This window comes from Pseudomonas sp. DSP3-2-3, assembly GCF_049898225.1.
In the GTDB taxonomy this organism is placed as follows: Bacteria; Pseudomonadota; Gammaproteobacteria; order Pseudomonadales; family Pseudomonadaceae; genus Aquipseudomonas.
Genome location: NZ_JAFCXH010000016.1, coordinates 117,441 through 136,142 on the forward strand (window position 1 = coordinate 117,441; position 18,702 = coordinate 136,142).

The 18,702-nt window shown below is 59.4% G+C and carries 20 protein-coding genes; 10 read left to right on the forward strand and 10 right to left on the reverse strand.

Going from position 1 to position 18,702, the window contains the following annotated elements:
* Window positions 1-18 precede the first annotated feature (18 nt).
* From ACP7E4_RS19000 to ACP7E4_RS19010, 3 genes are all read right to left on the reverse strand, one after another.
* Complete coding sequence (locus tag ACP7E4_RS19000) at window positions 19-1,221, reverse strand: acetyl-CoA C-acyltransferase (protein ID WP_426116940.1); 1,203 nt, start codon at window positions 1,219-1,221, stop codon at window positions 19-21.
* A gap of 24 nt (window positions 1,222-1,245) precedes the next feature.
* Complete coding sequence (locus ACP7E4_RS19005; protein WP_426116942.1) at window positions 1,246-2,013, reverse strand: 3-hydroxyacyl-CoA dehydrogenase; 768 nt, start codon at window positions 2,011-2,013, stop codon at window positions 1,246-1,248.
* An 81-nt stretch (window positions 2,014-2,094) separates the two neighbouring features.
* A complete protein-coding gene (locus ACP7E4_RS19010) occupies window positions 2,095-3,183 on the reverse strand; it encodes an AraC family transcriptional regulator ligand-binding domain-containing protein (RefSeq protein WP_426116944.1) in 1,089 nt (362 codons plus the stop codon).
* 128 nt (window positions 3,184-3,311) lie between these two features.
* Between ACP7E4_RS19010 and ACP7E4_RS19015 the strand changes: the two genes are divergently transcribed.
* Window positions 3,312-3,791 carry an LEA type 2 family protein gene (locus tag ACP7E4_RS19015; RefSeq protein ID WP_426116946.1) on the forward strand — a complete coding sequence of 160 codons (480 nt, stop codon included), beginning with the start codon at window positions 3,312-3,314 and terminating at the stop codon, window positions 3,789-3,791.
* A gap of 27 nt (window positions 3,792-3,818) precedes the next feature.
* On the opposite strand, the gene ACP7E4_RS19020 is transcribed toward ACP7E4_RS19015, so the two are convergent.
* Window positions 3,819-4,073 carry a hypothetical protein gene (locus tag ACP7E4_RS19020; RefSeq protein ID WP_426116948.1) on the reverse strand — a complete coding sequence of 85 codons (255 nt, stop codon included), beginning with the start codon at window positions 4,071-4,073 and terminating at the stop codon, window positions 3,819-3,821.
* 165 nt (window positions 4,074-4,238) lie between these two features.
* Between ACP7E4_RS19020 and ACP7E4_RS19025 the strand changes: the two genes are divergently transcribed.
* On the forward strand, window positions 4,239-4,559 hold the full coding sequence (locus tag ACP7E4_RS19025; protein ID WP_426116950.1) for a DUF883 family protein: 321 nt from the start codon (window positions 4,239-4,241) through the stop codon (window positions 4,557-4,559).
* A gap of 175 nt (window positions 4,560-4,734) precedes the next feature.
* Here ACP7E4_RS19025 and ACP7E4_RS19030 read toward each other — a convergent pair whose 3' ends face one another.
* The 3 genes from ACP7E4_RS19030 to ACP7E4_RS19040 form a co-directional block, all read right to left on the reverse strand.
* Complete coding sequence (locus tag ACP7E4_RS19030) at window positions 4,735-5,232, reverse strand: hypothetical protein (protein WP_426116952.1); 498 nt, start codon at window positions 5,230-5,232, stop codon at window positions 4,735-4,737.
* A 110-nt stretch (window positions 5,233-5,342) separates the two neighbouring features.
* Window positions 5,343-5,696 (reverse strand): hypothetical protein, encoded by a 354-nt coding sequence (locus tag ACP7E4_RS19035; protein WP_426116954.1) that lies wholly within the window; start codon window positions 5,694-5,696, stop codon window positions 5,343-5,345.
* Window positions 5,697-5,782: 86 nt separating this feature from the next.
* The gene (locus tag ACP7E4_RS19040; RefSeq protein ID WP_020289981.1) at window positions 5,783-6,022 is read right to left on the reverse strand and encodes a hypothetical protein; all 240 of its coding nucleotides are present in this window, start codon (window positions 6,020-6,022) and stop codon (window positions 5,783-5,785) included.
* Between the two features lie 148 nt (window positions 6,023-6,170).
* Here ACP7E4_RS19040 and ACP7E4_RS19045 point away from each other — a divergent pair, with 148 nt between their 5' ends.
* Both ACP7E4_RS19045 and ACP7E4_RS19050 read left to right on the forward strand, forming a co-directional pair.
* Window positions 6,171-7,238: a M4 family metallopeptidase gene (locus tag ACP7E4_RS19045; RefSeq protein WP_426116956.1), complete on the forward strand. Its 1,068-nt coding sequence runs from the start codon at window positions 6,171-6,173 to the stop codon at window positions 7,236-7,238.
* Between the two features lie 43 nt (window positions 7,239-7,281).
* The gene (locus ACP7E4_RS19050) at window positions 7,282-7,581 is read left to right on the forward strand and encodes a protealysin inhibitor emfourin (protein WP_426116958.1); all 300 of its coding nucleotides are present in this window, start codon (window positions 7,282-7,284) and stop codon (window positions 7,579-7,581) included.
* A 162-nt stretch (window positions 7,582-7,743) separates the two neighbouring features.
* On the opposite strand, the gene pqqA is transcribed toward ACP7E4_RS19050, so the two are convergent.
* Window positions 7,744-7,815 carry a pyrroloquinoline quinone precursor peptide PqqA gene (pqqA, locus tag ACP7E4_RS19055; RefSeq protein ID WP_010209364.1) on the reverse strand — a complete coding sequence of 24 codons (72 nt, stop codon included), beginning with the start codon at window positions 7,813-7,815 and terminating at the stop codon, window positions 7,744-7,746.
* Between the two features lie 414 nt (window positions 7,816-8,229).
* Between pqqA and ACP7E4_RS19060 the strand changes: the two genes are divergently transcribed.
* Entirely contained in the window at window positions 8,230-10,185 is a 1,956-nt protein-coding gene (locus tag ACP7E4_RS19060) for a sigma-54-dependent Fis family transcriptional regulator (protein WP_426116960.1), read from the forward strand.
* A 99-nt stretch (window positions 10,186-10,284) separates the two neighbouring features.
* Here the strand turns inward: ACP7E4_RS19060 and aldA are convergent, their stop codons facing one another.
* Both aldA and ACP7E4_RS19070 read right to left on the reverse strand, forming a co-directional pair.
* A complete protein-coding gene (gene aldA, locus ACP7E4_RS19065; RefSeq protein WP_426116962.1) occupies window positions 10,285-11,727 on the reverse strand; it encodes an aldehyde dehydrogenase in 1,443 nt (480 codons plus the stop codon).
* Between the two features lie 145 nt (window positions 11,728-11,872).
* Window positions 11,873-14,035 carry a PQQ-dependent dehydrogenase, methanol/ethanol family gene (locus ACP7E4_RS19070; protein WP_426116964.1) on the reverse strand — a complete coding sequence of 721 codons (2,163 nt, stop codon included), beginning with the start codon at window positions 14,033-14,035 and terminating at the stop codon, window positions 11,873-11,875.
* 381 nt (window positions 14,036-14,416) lie between these two features.
* Here ACP7E4_RS19070 and ACP7E4_RS19075 point away from each other — a divergent pair, with 381 nt between their 5' ends.
* The 5 genes from ACP7E4_RS19075 to ACP7E4_RS19095 all read left to right on the forward strand — a co-directional run bounded on the left by ACP7E4_RS19075 (window position 14,417) and on the right by ACP7E4_RS19095 (window position 18,683).
* Entirely contained in the window at window positions 14,417-15,037 is a 621-nt protein-coding gene (locus tag ACP7E4_RS19075) for a paraquat-inducible protein A (RefSeq protein ID WP_341523825.1), read from the forward strand.
* The gene (locus tag ACP7E4_RS19080; RefSeq protein WP_426116967.1) at window positions 15,034-15,648 is read left to right on the forward strand and encodes a paraquat-inducible protein A; all 615 of its coding nucleotides are present in this window, start codon (window positions 15,034-15,036) and stop codon (window positions 15,646-15,648) included. The genes ACP7E4_RS19075 and ACP7E4_RS19080 overlap by 4 nt, the downstream gene beginning before the upstream one ends.
* The gene (locus ACP7E4_RS19085) at window positions 15,641-17,323 is read left to right on the forward strand and encodes an intermembrane transport protein PqiB (RefSeq protein ID WP_426116969.1); all 1,683 of its coding nucleotides are present in this window, start codon (window positions 15,641-15,643) and stop codon (window positions 17,321-17,323) included. Before ACP7E4_RS19080 ends, ACP7E4_RS19085 begins: the two co-directional genes overlap by 8 nt.
* Window positions 17,320-17,931, forward strand: a complete 612-nt coding sequence (locus ACP7E4_RS19090) for a PqiC family protein (protein WP_426116971.1) — start codon at window positions 17,320-17,322, stop codon at window positions 17,929-17,931. Before ACP7E4_RS19085 ends, ACP7E4_RS19090 begins: the two co-directional genes overlap by 4 nt.
* Before the next feature lie 266 nt (window positions 17,932-18,197).
* Window positions 18,198-18,683: a helix-turn-helix domain-containing protein gene (locus tag ACP7E4_RS19095; protein WP_426116973.1), complete on the forward strand. Its 486-nt coding sequence runs from the start codon at window positions 18,198-18,200 to the stop codon at window positions 18,681-18,683.
* Window positions 18,684-18,702: the final 19 nt, after the last annotated feature.

The following is an 18,702-nucleotide window of genomic DNA, read 5'->3' on the forward strand; positions in this document are numbered from 1 at the left end:
ACACTGATTTTAAATACTTTATACGACTTCAATCGCCATGGCTGTCGCCTCACCGCCGCCGATGCAGATCGCCGCCACGCCGCGCTTCAAGCCTTTCTGTTTCAGGGCGTTGATCAGGGTGACCAGGATGCGCGCACCGGACGCGCCGATGGGGTGGCCCAGCGCACAAGCGCCGCCGTGTACGTTGACCTTCTCATGAGGCAACTCCAGCTGGCTCATGGCAACCAGCGTGACCACCGCGAAGGCTTCGTTGATCTCGAAAAGATCGACGTTGTCCAACGACCAGCCAGTACGGCTGAGCAATGCCTTGATGGCACCAATCGGCGCAGTGGTGAACAGCCCCGGTTCGTCGGCGAACGCCGCGTGGCCATGGATCACGGCCAACGGCTGCAAGCCACGACGCTGCGCTTCGGAGCGGCGCATCAGCAGCAACGCCGCTGCACCGTCGGAGATCGAACTGGAGTTGGCGGCCGTTACGCTGCCACCTGGGCGAAACGCCGGTTTAAGCGTCGGAATCTTGTCGGGACGAGCTTTGGGCGGCTGTTCGTCCTGGGTGATTTCCCGTTGTTCCTTGCCTGTCGTCACGTGCAGCGGGACGATTTCCGCCTTGAAATAGCCGTTGTCGGCAGCCGCATGGGCACGAGTCAGGGAAGCGATGGCAAAGGAGTCCTGGGCTTCACGGCTGATGCCATTGGCCTCGGCGCAGTCTTCGGCAAATGTACCCATCAGCCGACCGCGCTCATAAGCATCTTCCAGCCCATCGTAGAACATATGATCAAGCACCTGACCATGGCCCATGCGATAACCGCTACGGGCGCGATCCAGCAAATAAGGCGCGTTGGACATGCTCTCCATGCCGCCGGCAACGATGACCTCGGCGCTGCCGGCCAGCAGCATGTCGTGGCCGAGAATCGCGGCCTGCATGCCGGAGCCGCACATCTTGTTCAAGGTGGTGCACAGGGTCGAAGTCGGCAGGCCGGCGCCCAATGCGGCTTGTCGCGCCGGCGCCTGGCCGATCCCGGCTGACAGCACACAACCAAACAGCACTTGCTGGACATCGGCCGAGGCCAGCCCGGCGCGTTCGACAACCGCGCGAATGGCCACAGCACCCAGTTGCGGAGCCGTCATGCTTTGCAGATCACCCTGAAAGCCGCCCATTGGCGTGCGGACCGCGCTGACGATCACCACCGGATCATCACGAGTTGCGGGATTATTAGACATGATCAAGCTCCTGAGTCTGATTGCTCATTTGGCGGCCATGCGCAGGGCGCCATCCAGACGGATGACCTCGCCGTTGAGCATGGGATTTTCGATGATGTGCTGCACCAGCGCTGCGTATTCGTCCGGCTTGCCCAGCCGTGGCGGAAATGGCACGCCGGCAGCGAGGGAGTCGCGCACTTGCGCGGTCATGCCGGCCATCATCGGCGTTTCGAAAATGCCGGGGGCAATCGTCATGACCCGAATGCCGAAGCGCGCCAGTTCCCGGGCCGCCGGAAGCGTCATGCTGACGATTGCGCCCTTGGACGCCGCGTAGGCCGCCTGACCGATCTGGCCGTCATAGGCTGCCACCGATGCAGTATTGATGATCACGCCGCGCTCACCGCCTTCATTCGCCGTGCTTTCGGCTATGACTGCCGAAGCCAGACGCAGCAGATTGAAACTGCCGATCAGGTTGACGTCGATGACCCTTCGGAAGCTCTCCAGGTCATGCACGCCTTCCTTGCCGAGGATTTTTTGCGCACCGACAATTCCGGCGCAGTTGACCAGCCCGTGCAGCTCACCGAACGCCGCTACTGCTGCAGCCACGGCAGCCTGGACCGAATCTTCCCGACTGACATCAGTCACTACCGCATGGGCGCGCGCGCCGAGTTTTTCACGTTGCGCAGCCAGCGCCTCGGCATTGAGGTCCACCAGCATCACCCGCGCGCCCGCCTCGATCAGCATCTGTGCGGTTGCGGCGCCCAGCCCTGATGCGCCGCCACTGACGATGAAGGCCTTGTCTTGAATGTCCATGAAACCTCGCTATCTCGATTTTATTCTTGGAATAACCGAGATAGTCGCGCTGTCAGCAGGCGCAGGCAATGGTCAAAGCGTTCAGTCTGGATGACCGGTTTGGTCAATGCCGGCAATGGCTTCAGATCCCAGCATGACGCTGCGGTAGTGACCGGGATTGGACCCGGTCCATTTGCGAAAGGCCTTGTAGAACGAACTGGTGTCGGCAAACCCCAAGCGCGCGGCGATGGAGGCAAAGCTTAATGTTGCTTCGGCGAGCCAGTGCATGGCCAACTCTTTACGCACGCTGTCCTTGAGACCTTGATAGCTGTGGCCTTCGTCAGCGAGACGACGCCGCAGGGTCGATGCCGACATGCTCAAGTGTTTCGCCAGCGCTTCAGTGTCCGGCCATTGCTCGGCGGGCAGCTCGTGCAAGTCATGACGAATCCGCATAGCCAGACTTTGCGGGTTGCGGTACTTGACCAGAATATTGGCCGGCGCCCCGGCGAGGAACCGCTGCAGCTCGGCGGGCGAGCGCTTGATCGGCAAATCCAGGCAATCGGCGGCAAAGATCATTCGCGAACAAGGCCGCTCGAACCGCAGGTTCTCTCCGAACATCACCTTGTAGTCGTCGATGAAGGCAGGCGCCGCACAGCGCAATTCGATGGCGAGGATAGGGATACGCCGCCCGCTCAGCCAGCAGGCAACACCGTGCACGATCATCCAGTAGGTGAAGTAGCTGAATGCCCTGCCCTGCGCGGCGTCGCCTTCATCAAGGACGATTTCTGCCACGCTGTGCTGGCGGATCAAACGCGCGCCGAACCGCTCCAGCATCAGCGACAGAAAACTCAAGCCCGACTCAAGTCCGGCGGCGACGGTGGACTGGGTCATGGACGAACGACACAGAAATTCCAGGCTGCCCTGGCGCAGACGTCTTGCGTCCATGCCGAAAAACTCATCGTCACAAGCCTGCGCCAGTGCGCGCCATAACGCTGCATAGGCGGCGGCCGGGACTCGCGAACCGGCGCTGGCCAACAGGTCCGAAACGATACCGACAGTGTCCAGCAAGCGCGACCGAGCCTGGGCGTTCAGGCCGCATTCCAGCAATGCCTCGCGCACCAACTCAATGGCAATAGTGTCTTTTTCAACCCCGTCAGGCTGGGCTGTACGAGCAGTTTTGAGGTTATCCATCCAGGGATCGCCAGGCTACGATTTGCGCAGCATAAGGCCCACGCCCGAGGAAAACGAATCTCCAGGGTCAATTGCGGTCTGACGGGATAACGCAACGTCGCTTGTTTTTCACCCTTGGAGCCATCCGGATGCCCTTACGCCCCTTTCGTACCTTGCTGATCAGCCTTTTACTGCTGGGTGTCTCGGCATGCGCGCTGTTTCCCAATCGTGACCCGCTCAATATCAACGTGGTGGGTATCGAGCCCCTGCCTGGTCAAGGCCTTGAAGTGCGCATGGCGGTCAAGCTGCGCCTGCAGAACCCCAACGAGACGCCTATCGAGTACAACGGCGTCGCGCTGGACCTGGACGTCAACGGCAAGCTGCTGGCGTCGGGAGTCAGCGATCAACAGGGAACCATCGGGCGTTTTTCCGAAGCGGTGCTGGTGGTTCCGGTCAGTGTTTCCGCCTTCGCCGCGTTGCGCCAGGCGGTGGGCCTGACGCAAACCCAGAGCCTGGATAACCTGCCGTATACGCTGCGGGGCAAACTGGCTGGCGGCGTGTTTGGCACCATGCGTTTCAGCGACAGCGGCACGCTCAGCCTGCCGCATGCGGATGACGGCAGCTGGTAACCCGCGAGATAACGCAGAAGTTCGGACTTATTTGCTGGTGGCCACCAGACGATTCACTTCACTGCGAACCATGTTGGCGTATTCCGGCGGGCTCATGAGGTCCAGCTCCGAACGTACCCATTCAGACCATTTGCCCTTGCGCTTGGAGCGTTCGCCGAACAGACGAGCGGCGTCGCTTTTGGCCTTGCCCAGGTTGCTTTGCCACAAATCGAACAGACGCGATTTTTCATCTTCGAGTGCAGCGCGCTCAGGCAGAGGCCGGTTGGCCAGATTGAAACTCATAACGGTCACCTGTGACTAAAAACCGGCTGCATCTTACACCCGTCATGGATAAGTTCCGGGCAAATTCTACGAGCGAATTGCGATACGTCATACAAACCGCTGCAACTTTTCCGTAGGCTCGAGACTCCATTGCTCACTGTTGTCATCAATTGGAAGGAAATCATCATGGCTCGTAAAACTGCTGCCCAAAACACTGCAGAGCAAATCAAGGATCAGGCCTTCAGCGAACTTCAGGCGCTGATTGAAGAATCCGATAAATTGCTCAAGGACAGCGCAGCGCTGGTTGGCGAAGACGCAGAAACCCTGCGCGCGCAGCTGAGCCTGAAGCTCAAGCAAGCACTAGAGTCGGTGTCCAACGTGCGTGAACGCACCAAGCCAGTGGTTGAAGCGACCGAAACTTATATCGGTGGCCACCCATGGCAGACCGTCGCGATCTCCGCAGGTTTCGGCCTGGTGGTAGGTCTGTTGCTGGGTCGTCGCGACTGATCGACCGGAAACAGCTGCAATGTTCAGTTAAACCTGTGGGAGCGAATTTATTCGCGAAGGCATCATTCCTGGCACCGAGTTGTTTCAGGTAAACATCTGGTGCCCAGACTGGCCATTTCCCGGATAAATCCGGTCCCACGGGTATTCGCAAAACCCGCACATCACCAACAATCGATCAGGAATGCAGCGGCACCAGCGCCTGCAACTGCTTGGCGAAGTAATCTGCGGTGAACGGCTGAGCATCTGACTCTTTCACGCCTATCCGTTTTTTCTCAAGCCACTGACTACCCAGCGCAGGGTCCTGACAACTCAGTGTCACCACTTCCTGGGCATGCACGCTCAAGCCCGTAGCAGCGACCGACACCGAACCTTTGGCGCCCATGGCATCCGGAATGAACGCAACCTGACGTCCCGCGATGGTCAGCGTCATGCGCTGCGTCCGGAACGGGGAGTTTTCGTCGGGATAACCTTTGCTCTGCGCCAGATGTGGCTCGTATTCGACAGTGATTTGGCCGCTGTCGATCAAAGGTTTCAGCCACGCTTCGATCTGCTGGTACAGCGCCTCGATACTGGCCTCCCATTGTGCGAGACCGGTATGAAACTGCTGATGCTTTTGCTCTTCATTGCGTTGATTGGCGCTCAATAACTCGCCCAACCGTTGAATTTCGTCCATAAAAGCGTTTCCCGGATTCACGCGTCGATTGATTCGAGCGCGTAAACCGAGGGTGGCACAGCAAAGGTTGAGTGTCGCGGTTCATTTGTCGCAGAGCGGACGGGAACCGATCACTGGACGCGTTCGATCACCACCGGAGCGGCGAACCGGTGCGACTTGGTAATCTTGGCTTGCAACAGAGCCAGCTGTTCCTGCGCTTCCTGCTCGGTTTTGTAGGGGCCGAGCAGCATTTGTTGCTTACCGTCGATGGTCGCCAGAAACGGCGCGTAGCTGCGCTCAAGCAGCCAGGCACTGGTATCGCTCACGGCCTCCCGTGTGTTCATCTGGATGTTCCACTGCACGGAAGTGCCTGGGGCGGTTTGCTCGGTCTGAGCCGCCTGAACCTTGGGCGGCGTTGGCGGGGTTTTGCCGACATCACAGCCGCTCAGGGCCAGAGCTGCGATCATTATTGCCATCTTGCGCACGTCTGCTTGCTCCTCGTCTGAAGTGCCGGGAGTTTATCACCCTGTCACCGGCAGCGAGGCGTCAAAACGCCAGAATGGCCGTGGAGTCAACAGATGAGTGTATCAATAAGATTCTGTCCGACGACGACACCCGCATGGCGGGCCTCATCGACGGACTCGTAGCCCAGCCGACAGATAACGGTGGGCATGGCTGTCTGACACGCCATCGTGACCGTGACGTGGATAATGAATTCAGCGACTTCCTTGACGCCCAACGGGCAAACAACCAGAACTTCGATCACCTGCCCACGATAAACGTTAGAAAACGTCTTGTGAGGCATATCCATTCGAATTGCTCTTTTAATGATGCGAACTCGTTTGACATGCAGAATACTCGTTCGTTGTTTAAATCTCACCGAACCGGCCAACGGTCGGAACATCAGCGGACCTGACGTTGCCAAACTGGTTTATCCGATCCGGGCAAGGGGTTCGCGCATGTGCACTCGACATTCCATCCATTGCTTCATTCCGCCGTACATCCTGGAACACATGGCTCAGTCACCTCTGGAGCGTGTCAGAGCCCTGGCAATCACCAATCTGGCCAGCGGCGCAGCGTTCGTCGCGTTCCGTATGTCAGCGCAAGCGATGCCGACCCTGCTTGCGCAGAAATCCCCTGACGGCACGAAAAACCGGCTGATCTACGACGCCAAGGGCACCAATTCCCTGCCTGGCACCCTCGCCCGCGCCGAAAACCAGAAGGCAACCGGCGACGCCGCGGTTGACGAAGCCTACGATGGCTCCGGCGACGTCTACGATTTCTATGAGCAACTGTTTCAGCGCAACTCTCTGGACGACAACGGCATGACGCTGGTTTCCACCGCCCACGTTGCGGAGGTGGATTTCCAGGGCGAATTCGTGCCGATGAATAACGCCTTCTGGAACGGTCAGCAAATGGCCTATGGCGACGGCGACGGCATCGTTTTCAAACGCTTCACCGGCAGCCTCGAAGTCATCGGCCACGAGCTGACCCACGGAGTGCAATCGTTCACCAGCAACCTGACGTACCAAGGGCAATCAGGCGCGCTGAACGAGCATTTCGCCGATGTGTTCGGCATCCTGATCCGGCAGTGGAAAGAAGGTACGGCCGTCGAAGATGCAAGCTGGGTCGTCGGCAAGGAGTTACTGGTGCCTGCGCCCACTCGCCGAGGCATTCGCGACATGGAGTTCCCCGGCACGGCCTATGCCAACGATCCGGAACTGGGCGATGACCCGCAGCCAGCAACCATGGCCGGGCTGTACACCGGGCCGAAGGATAACGGCGGCGTGCACATCAACTCGGGGATTCCCAATCGGGCCTTTGTGTTAACGGCCAAGGCGCTGGGGGGCAATGCGTGGGAAGTGGCGGGCAGTATCTGGTACGAAACCATGCTGCAACTGCACAGCTCAAGCCAGTTTGACGATTGCGCGAGGATTACGGTGCAAGTCGCCGGCAACAAACGCTACGGAGCTGCCGCGAAAAAGGCGGTCAAGGCGGCGTGGAAGAAGGTCGGGATTACCGTGTGATCTGTCCTGCCCGATCCATCCGAACATGTATGGGAGCGCGATGATGAAAGTCTGTTTCGTCCAGTCTGGTGGCATTGTCGGAGCCATCAAAAGTTGCGAGGTGAACACCTCCAGCCTCGAACAACCCGAGGCCGATCAACTCCGGCAGCTGGTCCGGGACAGCGGCTTGAACCAGTCCTGTAGCTTCGTTTCGGATCAAGCCAGGGATCTGAAGCAGTACGAAATCACCATCGAAGACGAGACCACCCCCATTTGCATCATCTTCGACGACCAGAACGTCCCGGCTTCAGCCCGCACCTTGCTCAGTTTCCTGATGCAGCGGGCCAGACCGGGCGGGCTCTGAATCGCGGGACATCCCGGTGCAGATTCGCCTGTTTCGTCCCGTCGCCCGCTTGAGTTGTCTTCGCCGAGGAGTGTTGGGGGAAGCTGTAAGGCTTTGGGTCTTTAAATGAAAAAAGGCCTCGCCAGCACAAGTCTGACGAAGCCTTACGACGCAATTTGCCGATCAGCGGCTGGCAAAGTACATGGTGACTTCGAAGCCGATGCGCAGATCGGTGAATGCAGGTTTGGTCCACATAGACGAATCTCCAGAGTTGCGCCGGAATAGCCCGGCAAGCCAGTTATACACGTCGTGCGGCAGGCTGCAAGTTGGCTTTCAGAGGCTCTGGCCCGGCCTTCGCGACACCCGTTTCGCACTTCTCGCTACATCTGTTGCAGCCTTGGGTCACACGTTGCAGGGCCGTTTTTTTGCCAACCGCGCGTCAGGCGCGGAGCAGACGCTTTCTTCCTCCGGCCCGTGCGACGGTACAACTATTGCTCTGTTTTCAAGTCCATGACAAAGACAAAAATATTTTTTGTAACCAGCGGTATTTATTACAAAAGACTAGAGTCTGAATGACTGAAAAATCAGCCGCTGCCTGTTCTGCTCCAGAACGACAACAATAAACATGCGTTTCGCGCAACCTCTGGCGGAGCCGCATTCGGAGTCTTCATGTCCTTGCAACCGAGCCTGCCCCGTCCCGCCGACCTGAACGCGTTCATCGGTGATTATTTTCCGGATCGCAACCTGCCCGCCGACGGCTTGATCGTCCAGTCGTGGTATCGCAGCGTCATCGAGCATGGCTTGCAACCTGCGGGACGTGCAACCAAGGTCATGCTCAGCGCCGCGGAAATCCATCGGCATCAGGCCTTCAATCAGGATTACCTGTCCATCGCGGGCCAAGGCGTCAGCGGGCTGGCCGAACGGGTCGGCAAGGCTGGTTTCGCCGTGCTGCTCAGCGACGAACACGGGATTACCCTCGACTCGCGAGTCCCGCCGGGAGCCAGCGCCTACGCGGAATCCGGCCTGGTGATCGGCGCACGCTGGGATGAAGCGCTGGTGGGCACCAATGGGATCGGTACCGGCATCGCCGCGCGCACGCCATTGATCATTCACCGCGATGAGCACTTCCTGCGTGCCAACGACCGCTTGAGCTGCTCGGTGTCACCGATCTTCGATTCGCTGGGCAAGCTGCGTGGCTGTCTCAATGCTTCGTGCCTGAACAGCGGCGGCCCCAAGCAGGCGCAATACCTGACCCTGCAACTGGTCATCATGTACGCCCGGCTGATCGAGAACGCGTATTTCAGGCACAGTCATCGCAACACCTTGAGCCTGATGATCAAGCCCTGCGAAGCATTCAGCGATCTGGCCAATGAACAATTGCTGGCGCTTGACGAGCAAGGTCAGGTGATCGGAGCCAATCGCGCCGCGTTTGTCGAATACGAGTCCACTCACAGCGGGCCGCTGTTGGGCCGATCCCTCAAGGATCTGCTGCCGGTGCACAGCGTCGAAGAACTGCTGCGCCTGTGCAACGGCGGCGCCAACGGGGTGCGGCTCAATACCGGCAAGGGCCAGCTGGAGGTCGGGCTGCGCATGCCAGCCCAGGTGCGCGCCCCGGCCAAACGCGAAACCCCGGTCAGCACGCGCGTCGTGCAGCATCCGCCGACGCTGGAGCGCCTGAGTGGCGATGATCCAGGTTTGCAGCAAAGCGTCACCCGGCTGTACAAGCTGCTGGATAAAGACCTGCCGATTTTGATCAACGGTGAAACCGGCACTGGCAAGGAAGCCTTCGCCAGGGCGATCCACCACGCCAGCTCGCGCCGCTGCGGACCTTTCGTTGCACTGAACTGCGCCGCGATCCCGGAAACCCTCATCGAAAGCGAACTGTTCGGCTATCGCAGCGGCAGCTTTACCGGTGCCAGCAAGAAAGGCATGAAGGGCAAGCTGGAACTGGCCAATAGCGGCACGCTGTTTCTTGACGAGATCGGCGACATGCCCGCGCACCTGCAAACCCGTTTGCTGCGGGTTCTGGCCGAGCGCGAGATTTCACCGCTGGGTGCCGACACGCCGATTGCGCTGGATATTCAAGTTGTCTCGGCAACCCACCAGGATTTGTCGGCAATGATCGACAACAAAGTGTTCAGGGAAGACCTGTTTTATCGCCTCAGTGGCATGACCTTGCGCCTGCCGGCCCTGCGCGAGCGGCGTGACATCGACAGCCTGATTGACGGCGTGCTGACTGACCTCGCGGGCGGCGAAGCCTGCAGAATCGATGCGCAGGCGAGAAACCTGCTGCGCCAGTTCCCATGGCCCGGCAACATCCGCCAGCTTATCAACGTGTTGCGTTACGCCCTGGCATTGTCGGACGACGGAAATATCGACAGCACTTGCCTGCCAGTGGAAGTGTTGCAGCCACGCAGCCCTGAAGCCACGGCCAATCCAGCGCTGCCGCTGAGCCAGGGTCTGGCGGGTCAGGTCGCCGCTGATGAGGGCCAGCGCCTGATGGAAGCCTTCAAACGGCACCAATGGAACATCACAGCCGTCGCTGAAGAACTCGCCGTGGCCCGCTCGACGCTATACCGCAAGATGAAGAAACACGGGATTGTGCAGCCGAATCTGGTGATGTAACACCTGTGGGAGCGGGCTTGCTCGCGAAGAAGCCGGCAAACCCGCCACCGGTTCGGGGTCCAGAACACCGCCTTCGCGAGCAAGCTCGCTCCCACCAGATCAAATCTGCAAATAAACCACATGCGTATGAGTGAATTCATAAACGCCGTGCTTGCCGTCCGCACCGCCGATGCCGGATTTGCGCACTCCGGCGTGGAAGCCTTGCATCGCTTCAAAATTCTCCCGATTGATGTAGGTTTCGCCGAAGTCCAGCTCGTTGCAGGCGCGCATCGCCGAGCTGAGGTCTTTGGTGTAGATCGATGAGGTCAGGCCGAATTCGCAGTCATTGGCCAGGGCGATGCCTTCGTCCAGATCGTCGATGATCTGGATCGGCAGCACCGGTCCGAAGATCTCGTGGCGCATGATCTCCATCGCTTGTTGGCAACCGGCCAGCACCGTTGGCTGATAGTGGAAGCCCTGACCATTGCGATCAGCAACGGAACCGCCAGTGATGACCTGTGCACCATCGCCCACCGCTGTCCTGACCATTTGCGCAACCTTATCCAGCCCAGCCTGATTGATCAGCGGCCCCATGTCCAGATTGTCTTCTGCCAACGGATCACCATAGCGCGTCGCCGCCATCGCCGCGCTGACCTGATCGATAAACTGGTCGGCGACTTTGCGCTGGACGTAAACCCGCTCGGCGCAGTTGCAGACTTGCCCGGTGTTGATCACCCGGGATGCGGTAATTGCTTTCACCGCCAGGCCCAGGTCCGCGTCAGCCAGGACAATGGCTGGCGCCTTGCCGCCGAGTTCCAGATTGAGCTTGGTGATATTCCCGGCCGCAGCCGCCATAATCCGCGAGCCCGTGGCAACACTGCCGGTGAAATTGACCATGTCCACCCCGGCGTGGCTGCTCAGGGCGCTGCCAACCGTGGCGCCTTTGCCGGACACGATGTTTACCACGCCCTTGGGCAGATCTGTTTCAGCGAGCAAGCGGGCAAATTCAAAGCAGTTGATCGGCGTTTCTTCGCTGGGCTTGATGACGATGGTATTACCGGTTATCAGCGCCGGGGCCAGTTTGCGAGCGATGAGGAAGAACGGGAAGTTCCACGGCAAGATCCCGGCAATCACGCCCAACGGTTTGCGAAACACGAAAATGTTCTCGCCCGGACGGTCGCTGGTGAGGATTTCCCCTTCGAGGCGACGGCCCCATTCGGCCATGTAATCCAGATAGTCAGCGGTGAAATTGACTTCCACCAACGCCAGCCCGAGCACCTTGCCCTGCTCGGCCGTGATAATCCGCGCCAGGCGCTCGGCATTGTCGCGGACCTTGGTTGCAATGCGATGCAAATAGCCCGCGCGTTCATTGGCCGGCTTGCGCGCCCAGCCTTTCTGCGCAGCACGCGCAGCGGCGATGGCGCGCTCAACTTCCGACAGGCTGGTCTCGGGCACCGAACCCAGCAACTGGCCGTTAGCCGGGTTGAACACTTCGATGAGGTTATCGCCGTCGGCAAAAGCGCCGTCGATGTAGCTTTGGTAGATGGGCAGTGATTGAGACATGTGTGCATCCTCCGTTAAGCAAAAGCGGGATTTGTGGGAGCCGAGCTTGCTCGCGAAGGCAATGTCTGACCTTCGCAAATGCACCGGATGTACTTGCCTCTTCGCGAGCAAGCTCGCTCCCACGAAATATCATCAATTCAACGGCTTACTTCGCAACCGTCTTCGCCGACTTCATATCGTTGAGCAGGTCATGGGAGCGTTTGATGATGTATTGATGCACCAGCTCCACTTCGTCCGGCTTGAGTTCTTCAGCGAACGACGGCATGCCGTCCTGGACGCGACCGCCATAGACGATGCCGAGGAACATCTGATGGTTTTCCTTGCTCAGCATGCGCAAGTCCGGCAGCACGCCGCCGCTGATGGCATTGATGCCGTGGCAGGTATCGCAATGGCCGTTGAACAGCGCGCGGCCTTTGTCGACCTGTTCGGTCGTGCCGGTGAACGCCGGTGGATCAACCTTGCGGTCGGCGTATTTGTATTTCAGATCCGGCAGTTTCGCCGTGCCGCCCAGCTTGTAGGTCAGCACCTGAGCGTTGGGCTTGACCCCGGCGCGCAGGGACAAGGCCCCGGCAAAAGTGGAAAACGCCCCGCCCCAACCGGCCATGAACGTCACATATTGCTCGCCATCCACTTCATAGGTCACAGGGCCTGCCATTACGCCGGTATTGGCCGGCTGCTCCCACAAGGTTTTGCCTTTGTCGGCTGAGTAGGCGACCACTCGCCCGTCGGCGGTACCTTCAAACAACAGGTTGCCGGCGGTACTCAACGTGCCGCCGTTGAAGATCGTCGAGTACGGCACTTCCCAGCGTGCTTCCTGCTTGATCGGGTCCCACGCAATCAGCTTGCCGGTCCAGGTGTCGGCGAGTTTGCGCAGGCCTTCAGGATCTTCCGGCATCATTCCGGTGTTGACCTGCAGCTGATACATGCTCTTGAATTTCTTGCGCGGCGGCGCGCCATCCACGTCCTGATACAACGCCGACATGATGTGCGCCGGGATGTACACCAGACCGGTCTGCGGGTTGTAGGACATCGGCTGCCAGTCGTGAGCGCCCCAGAACGCTGGCTGGACCAGCAGGGCTTTTTTCTCCGGGTCACGCCAATAGACGGCGGCTTTTTCGTCGACGATGGGCCGGCCGGTCTTCATGTCCACGCCGGTGGCCCAGTTGATCGGCACGATGTTCTTGGCCGAAAGCAGCTCGCCGGTCTTGCGGTCGATGACATAGAAGAAGCCGTTTTTCGGTGACTGCATCAAGACCTGGCGCATCTTGCCGTCGATTTCCAGGTCCGCGAGCATGATGTGCGCGGTGGCCGTGAAGTCCCAGGCATCGCCGGGGGTGGTCTGGTAGTGCCAGACGTATTCGCCGGTGTCCGGATTGATCGCGACGATGGACGACAGGAACAGGTTATCGCCCTTGCCTTCGGAGCGCAGGCGCGGGTTCCACGACGAAGCGTTGCCGACGCCGAAATACAGCAGATTGAGTTTCGGGTCATAGGACATCGAGTCCCAGACCGTTCCGCCGCCGCCCTGCTCGACGAACTTGTCGCCGAACCAGGTCTTGGCGGCCATTGCCATGGCCTTGTTTTCCGGCGGCAGTTTCGGATCGCCCGGCACGGTGAAGAAGCGCCAGTCCTGTTTGCCGGTGTCGGCATCGTAGGCCGTGATGTAGCCGCGTACGCCATACTCGGCGCCGCCGTTGCCGATGATCACCTTGCCGTTGATGATGCGCGGCGCACCGGTAATAGTGATGCTGCGATTGGGATCGGTGCGGGTGTCCACGGACCATACGCGCTGGCCGCTCTTGGCGTCGATGGCTTCCAGGCGTCCGTCCAGCACGCCGACGAAGACTTTGCCGCCCCAGACTGCGACGCCACGGTTCACTGCATCGCAGCAGGCTTCACCGGCGCGGCTGCGGTCCGATTGTGGATCGTATTTCCATAACAATTTGCCGTTACGCGCATCCAGCGCATAGACCATGGAAAACGGCCCGGTGGTGTACATCACGCCATCCACCACGATAGGAGTGGCTTCAACACCCCGGTCAATGTCCAGTTTGTAGCTCCAGGCCAGACCGAGCTTGCCGACGTTGCCGTCGTTAATTTTGTTCAGCGGGCTGAAACGCTGTTCATCGTAGGTACGACCGTGGCTCATCCAGTTGCCGGGTTCCTGGTCGGCGGCGCTGATTCGCGCACCATCGACCTGCGCGGCCCCGGCAGCGAACGCGCCGTTGGCGCAGGAAAGCACCAGGGCGACTGCAGCAACGAGAGACGTGAGCGGTCCGGGACGAGGTTGTTGGCCAAATCGATTCATGAGGCTCTCCGTTCTTATTAGAACCGGGATCGATCGTCCCGGCTGGAGAGCAACAGAGCAAGGCCTGTGCCAGGCTTATAAATACCCTGTATTTCAATGACTTGATTGCAATACGAAGTTAATCTGTCGCGCTCGCGCCGCTACACCTGTAGCGCTTGAGACGACAATCAGCGCGGGCCTGCATCATTTGTTGCCCTGGGTAGTGAATAATGGCGTAGTGACATGTGAACGTCGGTCGCCAACCGGGGTCAATGCAATAACGCAAACCGACCGCCGCACCAGTCTTGATTTAATTCGGCTGAATCGGTGCCGACAAGGTATCTTCCAGCCCCGCGTTTGATTAATTTTCCACCCAGTCACTTTTACGCAGATGAGCCCACTTTGCCTGATACGAAACAGCCCTCGGACCTGATCATTTGCGAGCACTGCGACTCGCTATATGAGTCACATCCGCTTGCGCATGGCGAAACCGCTCTGTGCCTGCGCTGCGGCGCGGTACTGGGCCGTGGCCATCGCCTGACCATCGAACAATTACTGGCCCTCACCATCGGCGCGGCGGTGTTGTTTGCCTTTGCCAATTACTTTCCGGTGATCAGCATCAGCATGCAGGGCCTGAGCAATCAAGTGACCCTCTGGCAATCGGTCGAGGCGCTGGCTCAGGGTCGCATCACGCTGATTGCCCTGGTGGCCGGGCTGGCAATCATTTTCGCCCCGCTGCTGCAAATAAGTCTGCTGTTCTGGGTCCTGGTGCATGCGCACAAAGGGGTGATCGCTCCGGGTTTCAAGACTTGCATGCGCGCCCTGGAGCACTTGCGGCCATGGAGCATGCTGGAAGTGTGTCTGCTGGGCATTCTGGTGGCCATCGTCAAGCTGTCGGGAATGCTCGATGTGCATCCGGGGCTTGGCTTGTGGGCGATGGCAATGTTGATGGTGCTGATCATTCTGATCGCCGGCAAAGACATTCGTCGCCTGTGGAAAGAGCTGGGAGTCGAGCCGTCATGAACGGGATTCCTTATGCCAGCGAACACAATGTGTGCCTGTGTCATATCTGCGGTTATGTCTGCCCGGCCGATACCCGCATGTGTCCACGCTGTGACTCGGCGGTACACGCCCGCAAGCCCAACAGCCTGACCCGGACCTGGGCTTTTCTGATCGCCGGGCTGATTTTCTATATACCCGCCAACCTGCTGCCAGTGATGTACACCACGCTGTTCGGCAACAGCAGCCAGAACACCATCATGAGTGGTGTCATCGAATTTTTCGAAGGCGGCTCATGGGATATTGCCCTGCTGATTTTCATCGCCAGCGTCGTCGTGCCGTGCATCAAGTTCGTGGTGCTGGGCATGTTGCTCGTCACCTGTCAGCGCCGCAGTACCTGGGCCATGCAGGAACGGTCGCGGCTCTATCGTTTTATCGAGTTGATCGGCTACTGGTCGATGCTCGATGTATTGGTCGTCGCCCTGGTGGCGGCGCTTGTGCAGTTCCGAGAGCTCAGCACCATCGAGCCACGCATCGGTATTCTGTTTTTTGGTCTGGTTGTGGTGATGACGATGTTCGCCGCCATGAGTTTCGATCCCCGGCTTATCTGGGACGCAGAGGTTGAAGATGTCTGACAATGCCCTACCCCCTTCCCCCTCCGCGCCGCTTCGGCCTGAGGTCAAACGACGCCGGGTGCGTGTTTCGCTGGTCTGGCTGGTGCCTATCGTTGCCGGTCTGATCGGCTTGTCCATGGCGCTGCATGACTGGATGAACGTCGGCCCGAAAATCACCGTCAGCTTTCTCACCGCTGAAGGCCTGGAAGCCAAGAAAACCCAGGTCAAGTACAAGAACGTGGTGATTGGCATCGTCAGCGACATCGCCCTCAGCGATGACCGTACCCACATCCTGGCCACTATCGAACTCAACAGCAGTGCCAGCCCGTTCACCCGGGAAGACAGCCAGTATTGGGTAGTGCGTCCGCGAATCGGCGCCCACGGTGTTTCCGGCGTCGATACCCTGCTGTCCGGCGCGTTCATTGGCGCCGATGCAGGCAGTTCGGAAAACACCAAGGGCGACTTCCTCGGCCTGGAAACCCCGCCGCCGGTAACCTTCGGTGAAAAAGGCAAGCGCTTCAAGTTGCACACCGATGACCTGGGCTCCCTGGACATTGGCTCGCCGATCTATTACCGACGCATCCAGGTGGGCCAGGTGGTTTCCTATGACCTGTCAAAGGACGGCAAAGGCGTCGATATCGAGATTTTCATCAACACCCCCAATGACCAGTACGTCAGCACCGACACGCGTTTCTGGAATGCCAGCGGCGTCGACGTCACGCTAGGCGCAGCCGGGCTGAAGATTGCCACCCAGTCGCTGACCTCGATCGTCGCCGGTGGCATTGCCTTCCGTGAACCGAACTGGAGCCCGGACGCCAAACCGGCGGCGGAAAACGCCGAGTTCAGGATTTTTGACGATCAGGCGACTGCGCTGGCGCCACCCGATGGCGAGCCGCGCTACATCCGCATGCGCTTTGATCAGTCCCTGCGCGGCCTGGTGGTCAACGCGCCGGTGGATTTCCTCGGGGTGAACGTCGGTCGCGTGGTGTCCGTGGACCTGGATTACGATCCACAGACGCAAACCTTCCCGGGCATCGTCGGTGCGGTTATCTATCCCAAGCGACTGGGCGCCGCGCAAGCCAAACTCGAGAAAATGGGCGGCACCGGTGACGAGGACGAGCAATCGGCGCGCATCCTTGGCGGCTTCGTGTCCCGAGGATTGCGGGCCCAGGCGCGCACCGGCAACTTGCTGACCGGCCAGCTCTACATTGCAATGGACTTCGATCCCAAGGCTCCCAAAGTGGTGTTCGATCCAAAAGCCCGCCCGCTTGAAATTCCCACCGTACCGGGCAGCTTCGACAAGTTGCAGGAACAGCTGCAGGCCTTTGTCGACAAACTGGGCAAACTGCCTATCGACGAACTGGCGAACAATCTCAACGGCAGCTTGAGCGAACTGCAGAAAACCCTGAAGCAGGTCAACGGCACGGTCCTGCCGGAAATGCGCGGCACCCTGCAACAGGCGCAAAAAACCCTGCATACCGCCAACGACAGCCTGGGTGAAGATTCCCCGGCTCGCGTGCAACTCGGCCAGGCCATGGACGAAGTGCAGCGCACCGCCCGTTCGGTTCGCGTGTTGACCGATTTCCTCAGCCGTCATCCGGAAGCCTTGATACGTGGCCGCACCGGCGATGCCGCGCCAGGCTCGTACAAAGCCCCCGCCTCTTCCCGTGCAATCGATCTGGAGCCACAGCAATGACCCTGCGCCTGAAATTCCTCGCCTTGGCCGCGTTGCTGGGGACCACTGCCTGCACGTCCACCGTGACCCATTACTACACGCTGATTGCGCCAGCCACGACCACGGCACAGAAGCCGGTTGCGGTCGCGCCTTTCCAGTTCGAAATGCTGCCGGTGTTGATGCCGGTACAGGTGGATCAACCGCCGCTGGTGATTCGCCAGGGCGATGGCAGCCTGGCCATTCTTGATGCGGAACGCTGGGGGTCGCCACTGGGTGATGAGTTTCACGACGCACTGACCGGCCAACTGGAGCGGCGCTTTGGCAGCCGGGACATGGCAGGCTTACCGAAAGACAGCGGCCAGCCGGTGCTGTCGCTGCGTACCGACGTACGCCGCTTCGAGTCGGTGCCGGGCAGCTATGCAATGATCGACGTGGTGTGGAACCTGGGCTTGCGCAATGCCGGTACCAAAGCACAAAACCTGACCTGCAGCAGCGTGATTCGCGAACCTGCCGGTCTGGGTATGGAAAATCTGGTGCTCGCTCACCAACGTGCGGTTTCGCGTCTGGCCGACACAATCGCCAAAACCGCTGGAAACTGGGCGCAAAACCAGCAATCGCGCTGCCTCTGATAGGCTGATTCGGCCCCGTAGACAATCCGAATGACCTCGGTTGTATATTTCCTACACTCTCGTACCAACTAACGATCCACTTGAGTGGATTTTAGGCGTATCGTTCGACTCGGTTCAAACCGAGCCGAACGGCGAAGCGTACGCGACAATCAGCATCGCGGGTCTGAGCGCGACTTCGATACAATGCCTGTACGCTCAATGAACAAGGCTTTTTATCGCTTCACCGGGTCAACCTGGGGAGCTACCGTCTGGAAGGAAATATCCATATGCCTGGGATTGGTCAGCGGCTTAAACAAGAACGATTGAAACTCAAGCTGTCACAAAGTGCGCTCGGTGCAATCGGCGGCGTGGAAACCAATGCTCAAGGCAACTACGAAAACGGGGTACGCTCACCCAGGGCGGACTATCTGTCACGTATTGCTCAGGCGGGTATCGACGTTGCCTATGTGGTGACCGGTCTGAGACTGCCAGCCCTGACCGGCAACGACGGATTGCAATTGACGCCTGCCCATGAGGACGTAGCTGAAAAACTGCCTGTCGAAGATCCACTGGCGACCCTGGTGGAACGTCTGCAAGGCAGCTTGCACGACATCTCTGACCATCTTTACCAGATGACCCGCCTGGCTGACGCGAGGGTAGAACCTGGCAAGTCCGACACCTTGCAAACCCAGATCGATATTATCAAAGGCGATGCGGAAGCCATTGCACTAGCCACCATCCGCTTGATCTTCGTTACTTCCCGCTTGAACTGAGTAGGTCTGCACCGGGCTG

Excerpts from the sequence above, each read along its gene's own strand:
- ACP7E4_RS19000 (WP_426116940.1), bottom strand. The coding sequence starts at position 1,221 with ATGTCTAATAATCCCGCAACTCGTGATGATCCGGTGGTGATCGTCAGC.
- ACP7E4_RS19005 (WP_426116942.1), bottom strand. The coding sequence starts at position 2,013 with ATGGACATTCAAGACAAGGCCTTCATCGTCAGTGGCGGCGCATCAGGG.
- ACP7E4_RS19010 (WP_426116944.1), bottom strand. The coding sequence starts at position 3,183 with ATGGATAACCTCAAAACTGCTCGTACAGCCCAGCCTGACGGGGTTGAA.
- ACP7E4_RS19015 (WP_426116946.1), top strand. The coding sequence starts at position 3,312 with ATGCCCTTACGCCCCTTTCGTACCTTGCTGATCAGCCTTTTACTGCTG.
- ACP7E4_RS19020 (WP_426116948.1), bottom strand. The coding sequence starts at position 4,073 with ATGAGTTTCAATCTGGCCAACCGGCCTCTGCCTGAGCGCGCTGCACTC.
- ACP7E4_RS19025 (WP_426116950.1), top strand. The coding sequence starts at position 4,239 with ATGGCTCGTAAAACTGCTGCCCAAAACACTGCAGAGCAAATCAAGGAT.
- ACP7E4_RS19030 (WP_426116952.1), bottom strand. The coding sequence starts at position 5,232 with ATGGACGAAATTCAACGGTTGGGCGAGTTATTGAGCGCCAATCAACGC.
- ACP7E4_RS19040 (WP_020289981.1), bottom strand. The coding sequence starts at position 6,022 with ATGGATATGCCTCACAAGACGTTTTCTAACGTTTATCGTGGGCAGGTG.
- ACP7E4_RS19045 (WP_426116956.1), top strand. The coding sequence starts at position 6,171 with ATGTGCACTCGACATTCCATCCATTGCTTCATTCCGCCGTACATCCTG.
- ACP7E4_RS19050 (WP_426116958.1), top strand. The coding sequence starts at position 7,282 with ATGAAAGTCTGTTTCGTCCAGTCTGGTGGCATTGTCGGAGCCATCAAA.
- ACP7E4_RS19060 (WP_426116960.1), top strand. The coding sequence starts at position 8,230 with ATGTCCTTGCAACCGAGCCTGCCCCGTCCCGCCGACCTGAACGCGTTC.
- aldA (WP_426116962.1), bottom strand. The coding sequence starts at position 11,727 with ATGTCTCAATCACTGCCCATCTACCAAAGCTACATCGACGGCGCTTTT.
- ACP7E4_RS19070 (WP_426116964.1), bottom strand. The coding sequence starts at position 14,035 with ATGAATCGATTTGGCCAACAACCTCGTCCCGGACCGCTCACGTCTCTC.
- ACP7E4_RS19080 (WP_426116967.1), top strand. The coding sequence starts at position 15,034 with ATGAACGGGATTCCTTATGCCAGCGAACACAATGTGTGCCTGTGTCAT.
- ACP7E4_RS19085 (WP_426116969.1), top strand. The coding sequence starts at position 15,641 with ATGTCTGACAATGCCCTACCCCCTTCCCCCTCCGCGCCGCTTCGGCCT.
- ACP7E4_RS19090 (WP_426116971.1), top strand. The coding sequence starts at position 17,320 with ATGACCCTGCGCCTGAAATTCCTCGCCTTGGCCGCGTTGCTGGGGACC.
- ACP7E4_RS19095 (WP_426116973.1), top strand. The coding sequence starts at position 18,198 with ATGCCTGGGATTGGTCAGCGGCTTAAACAAGAACGATTGAAACTCAAG.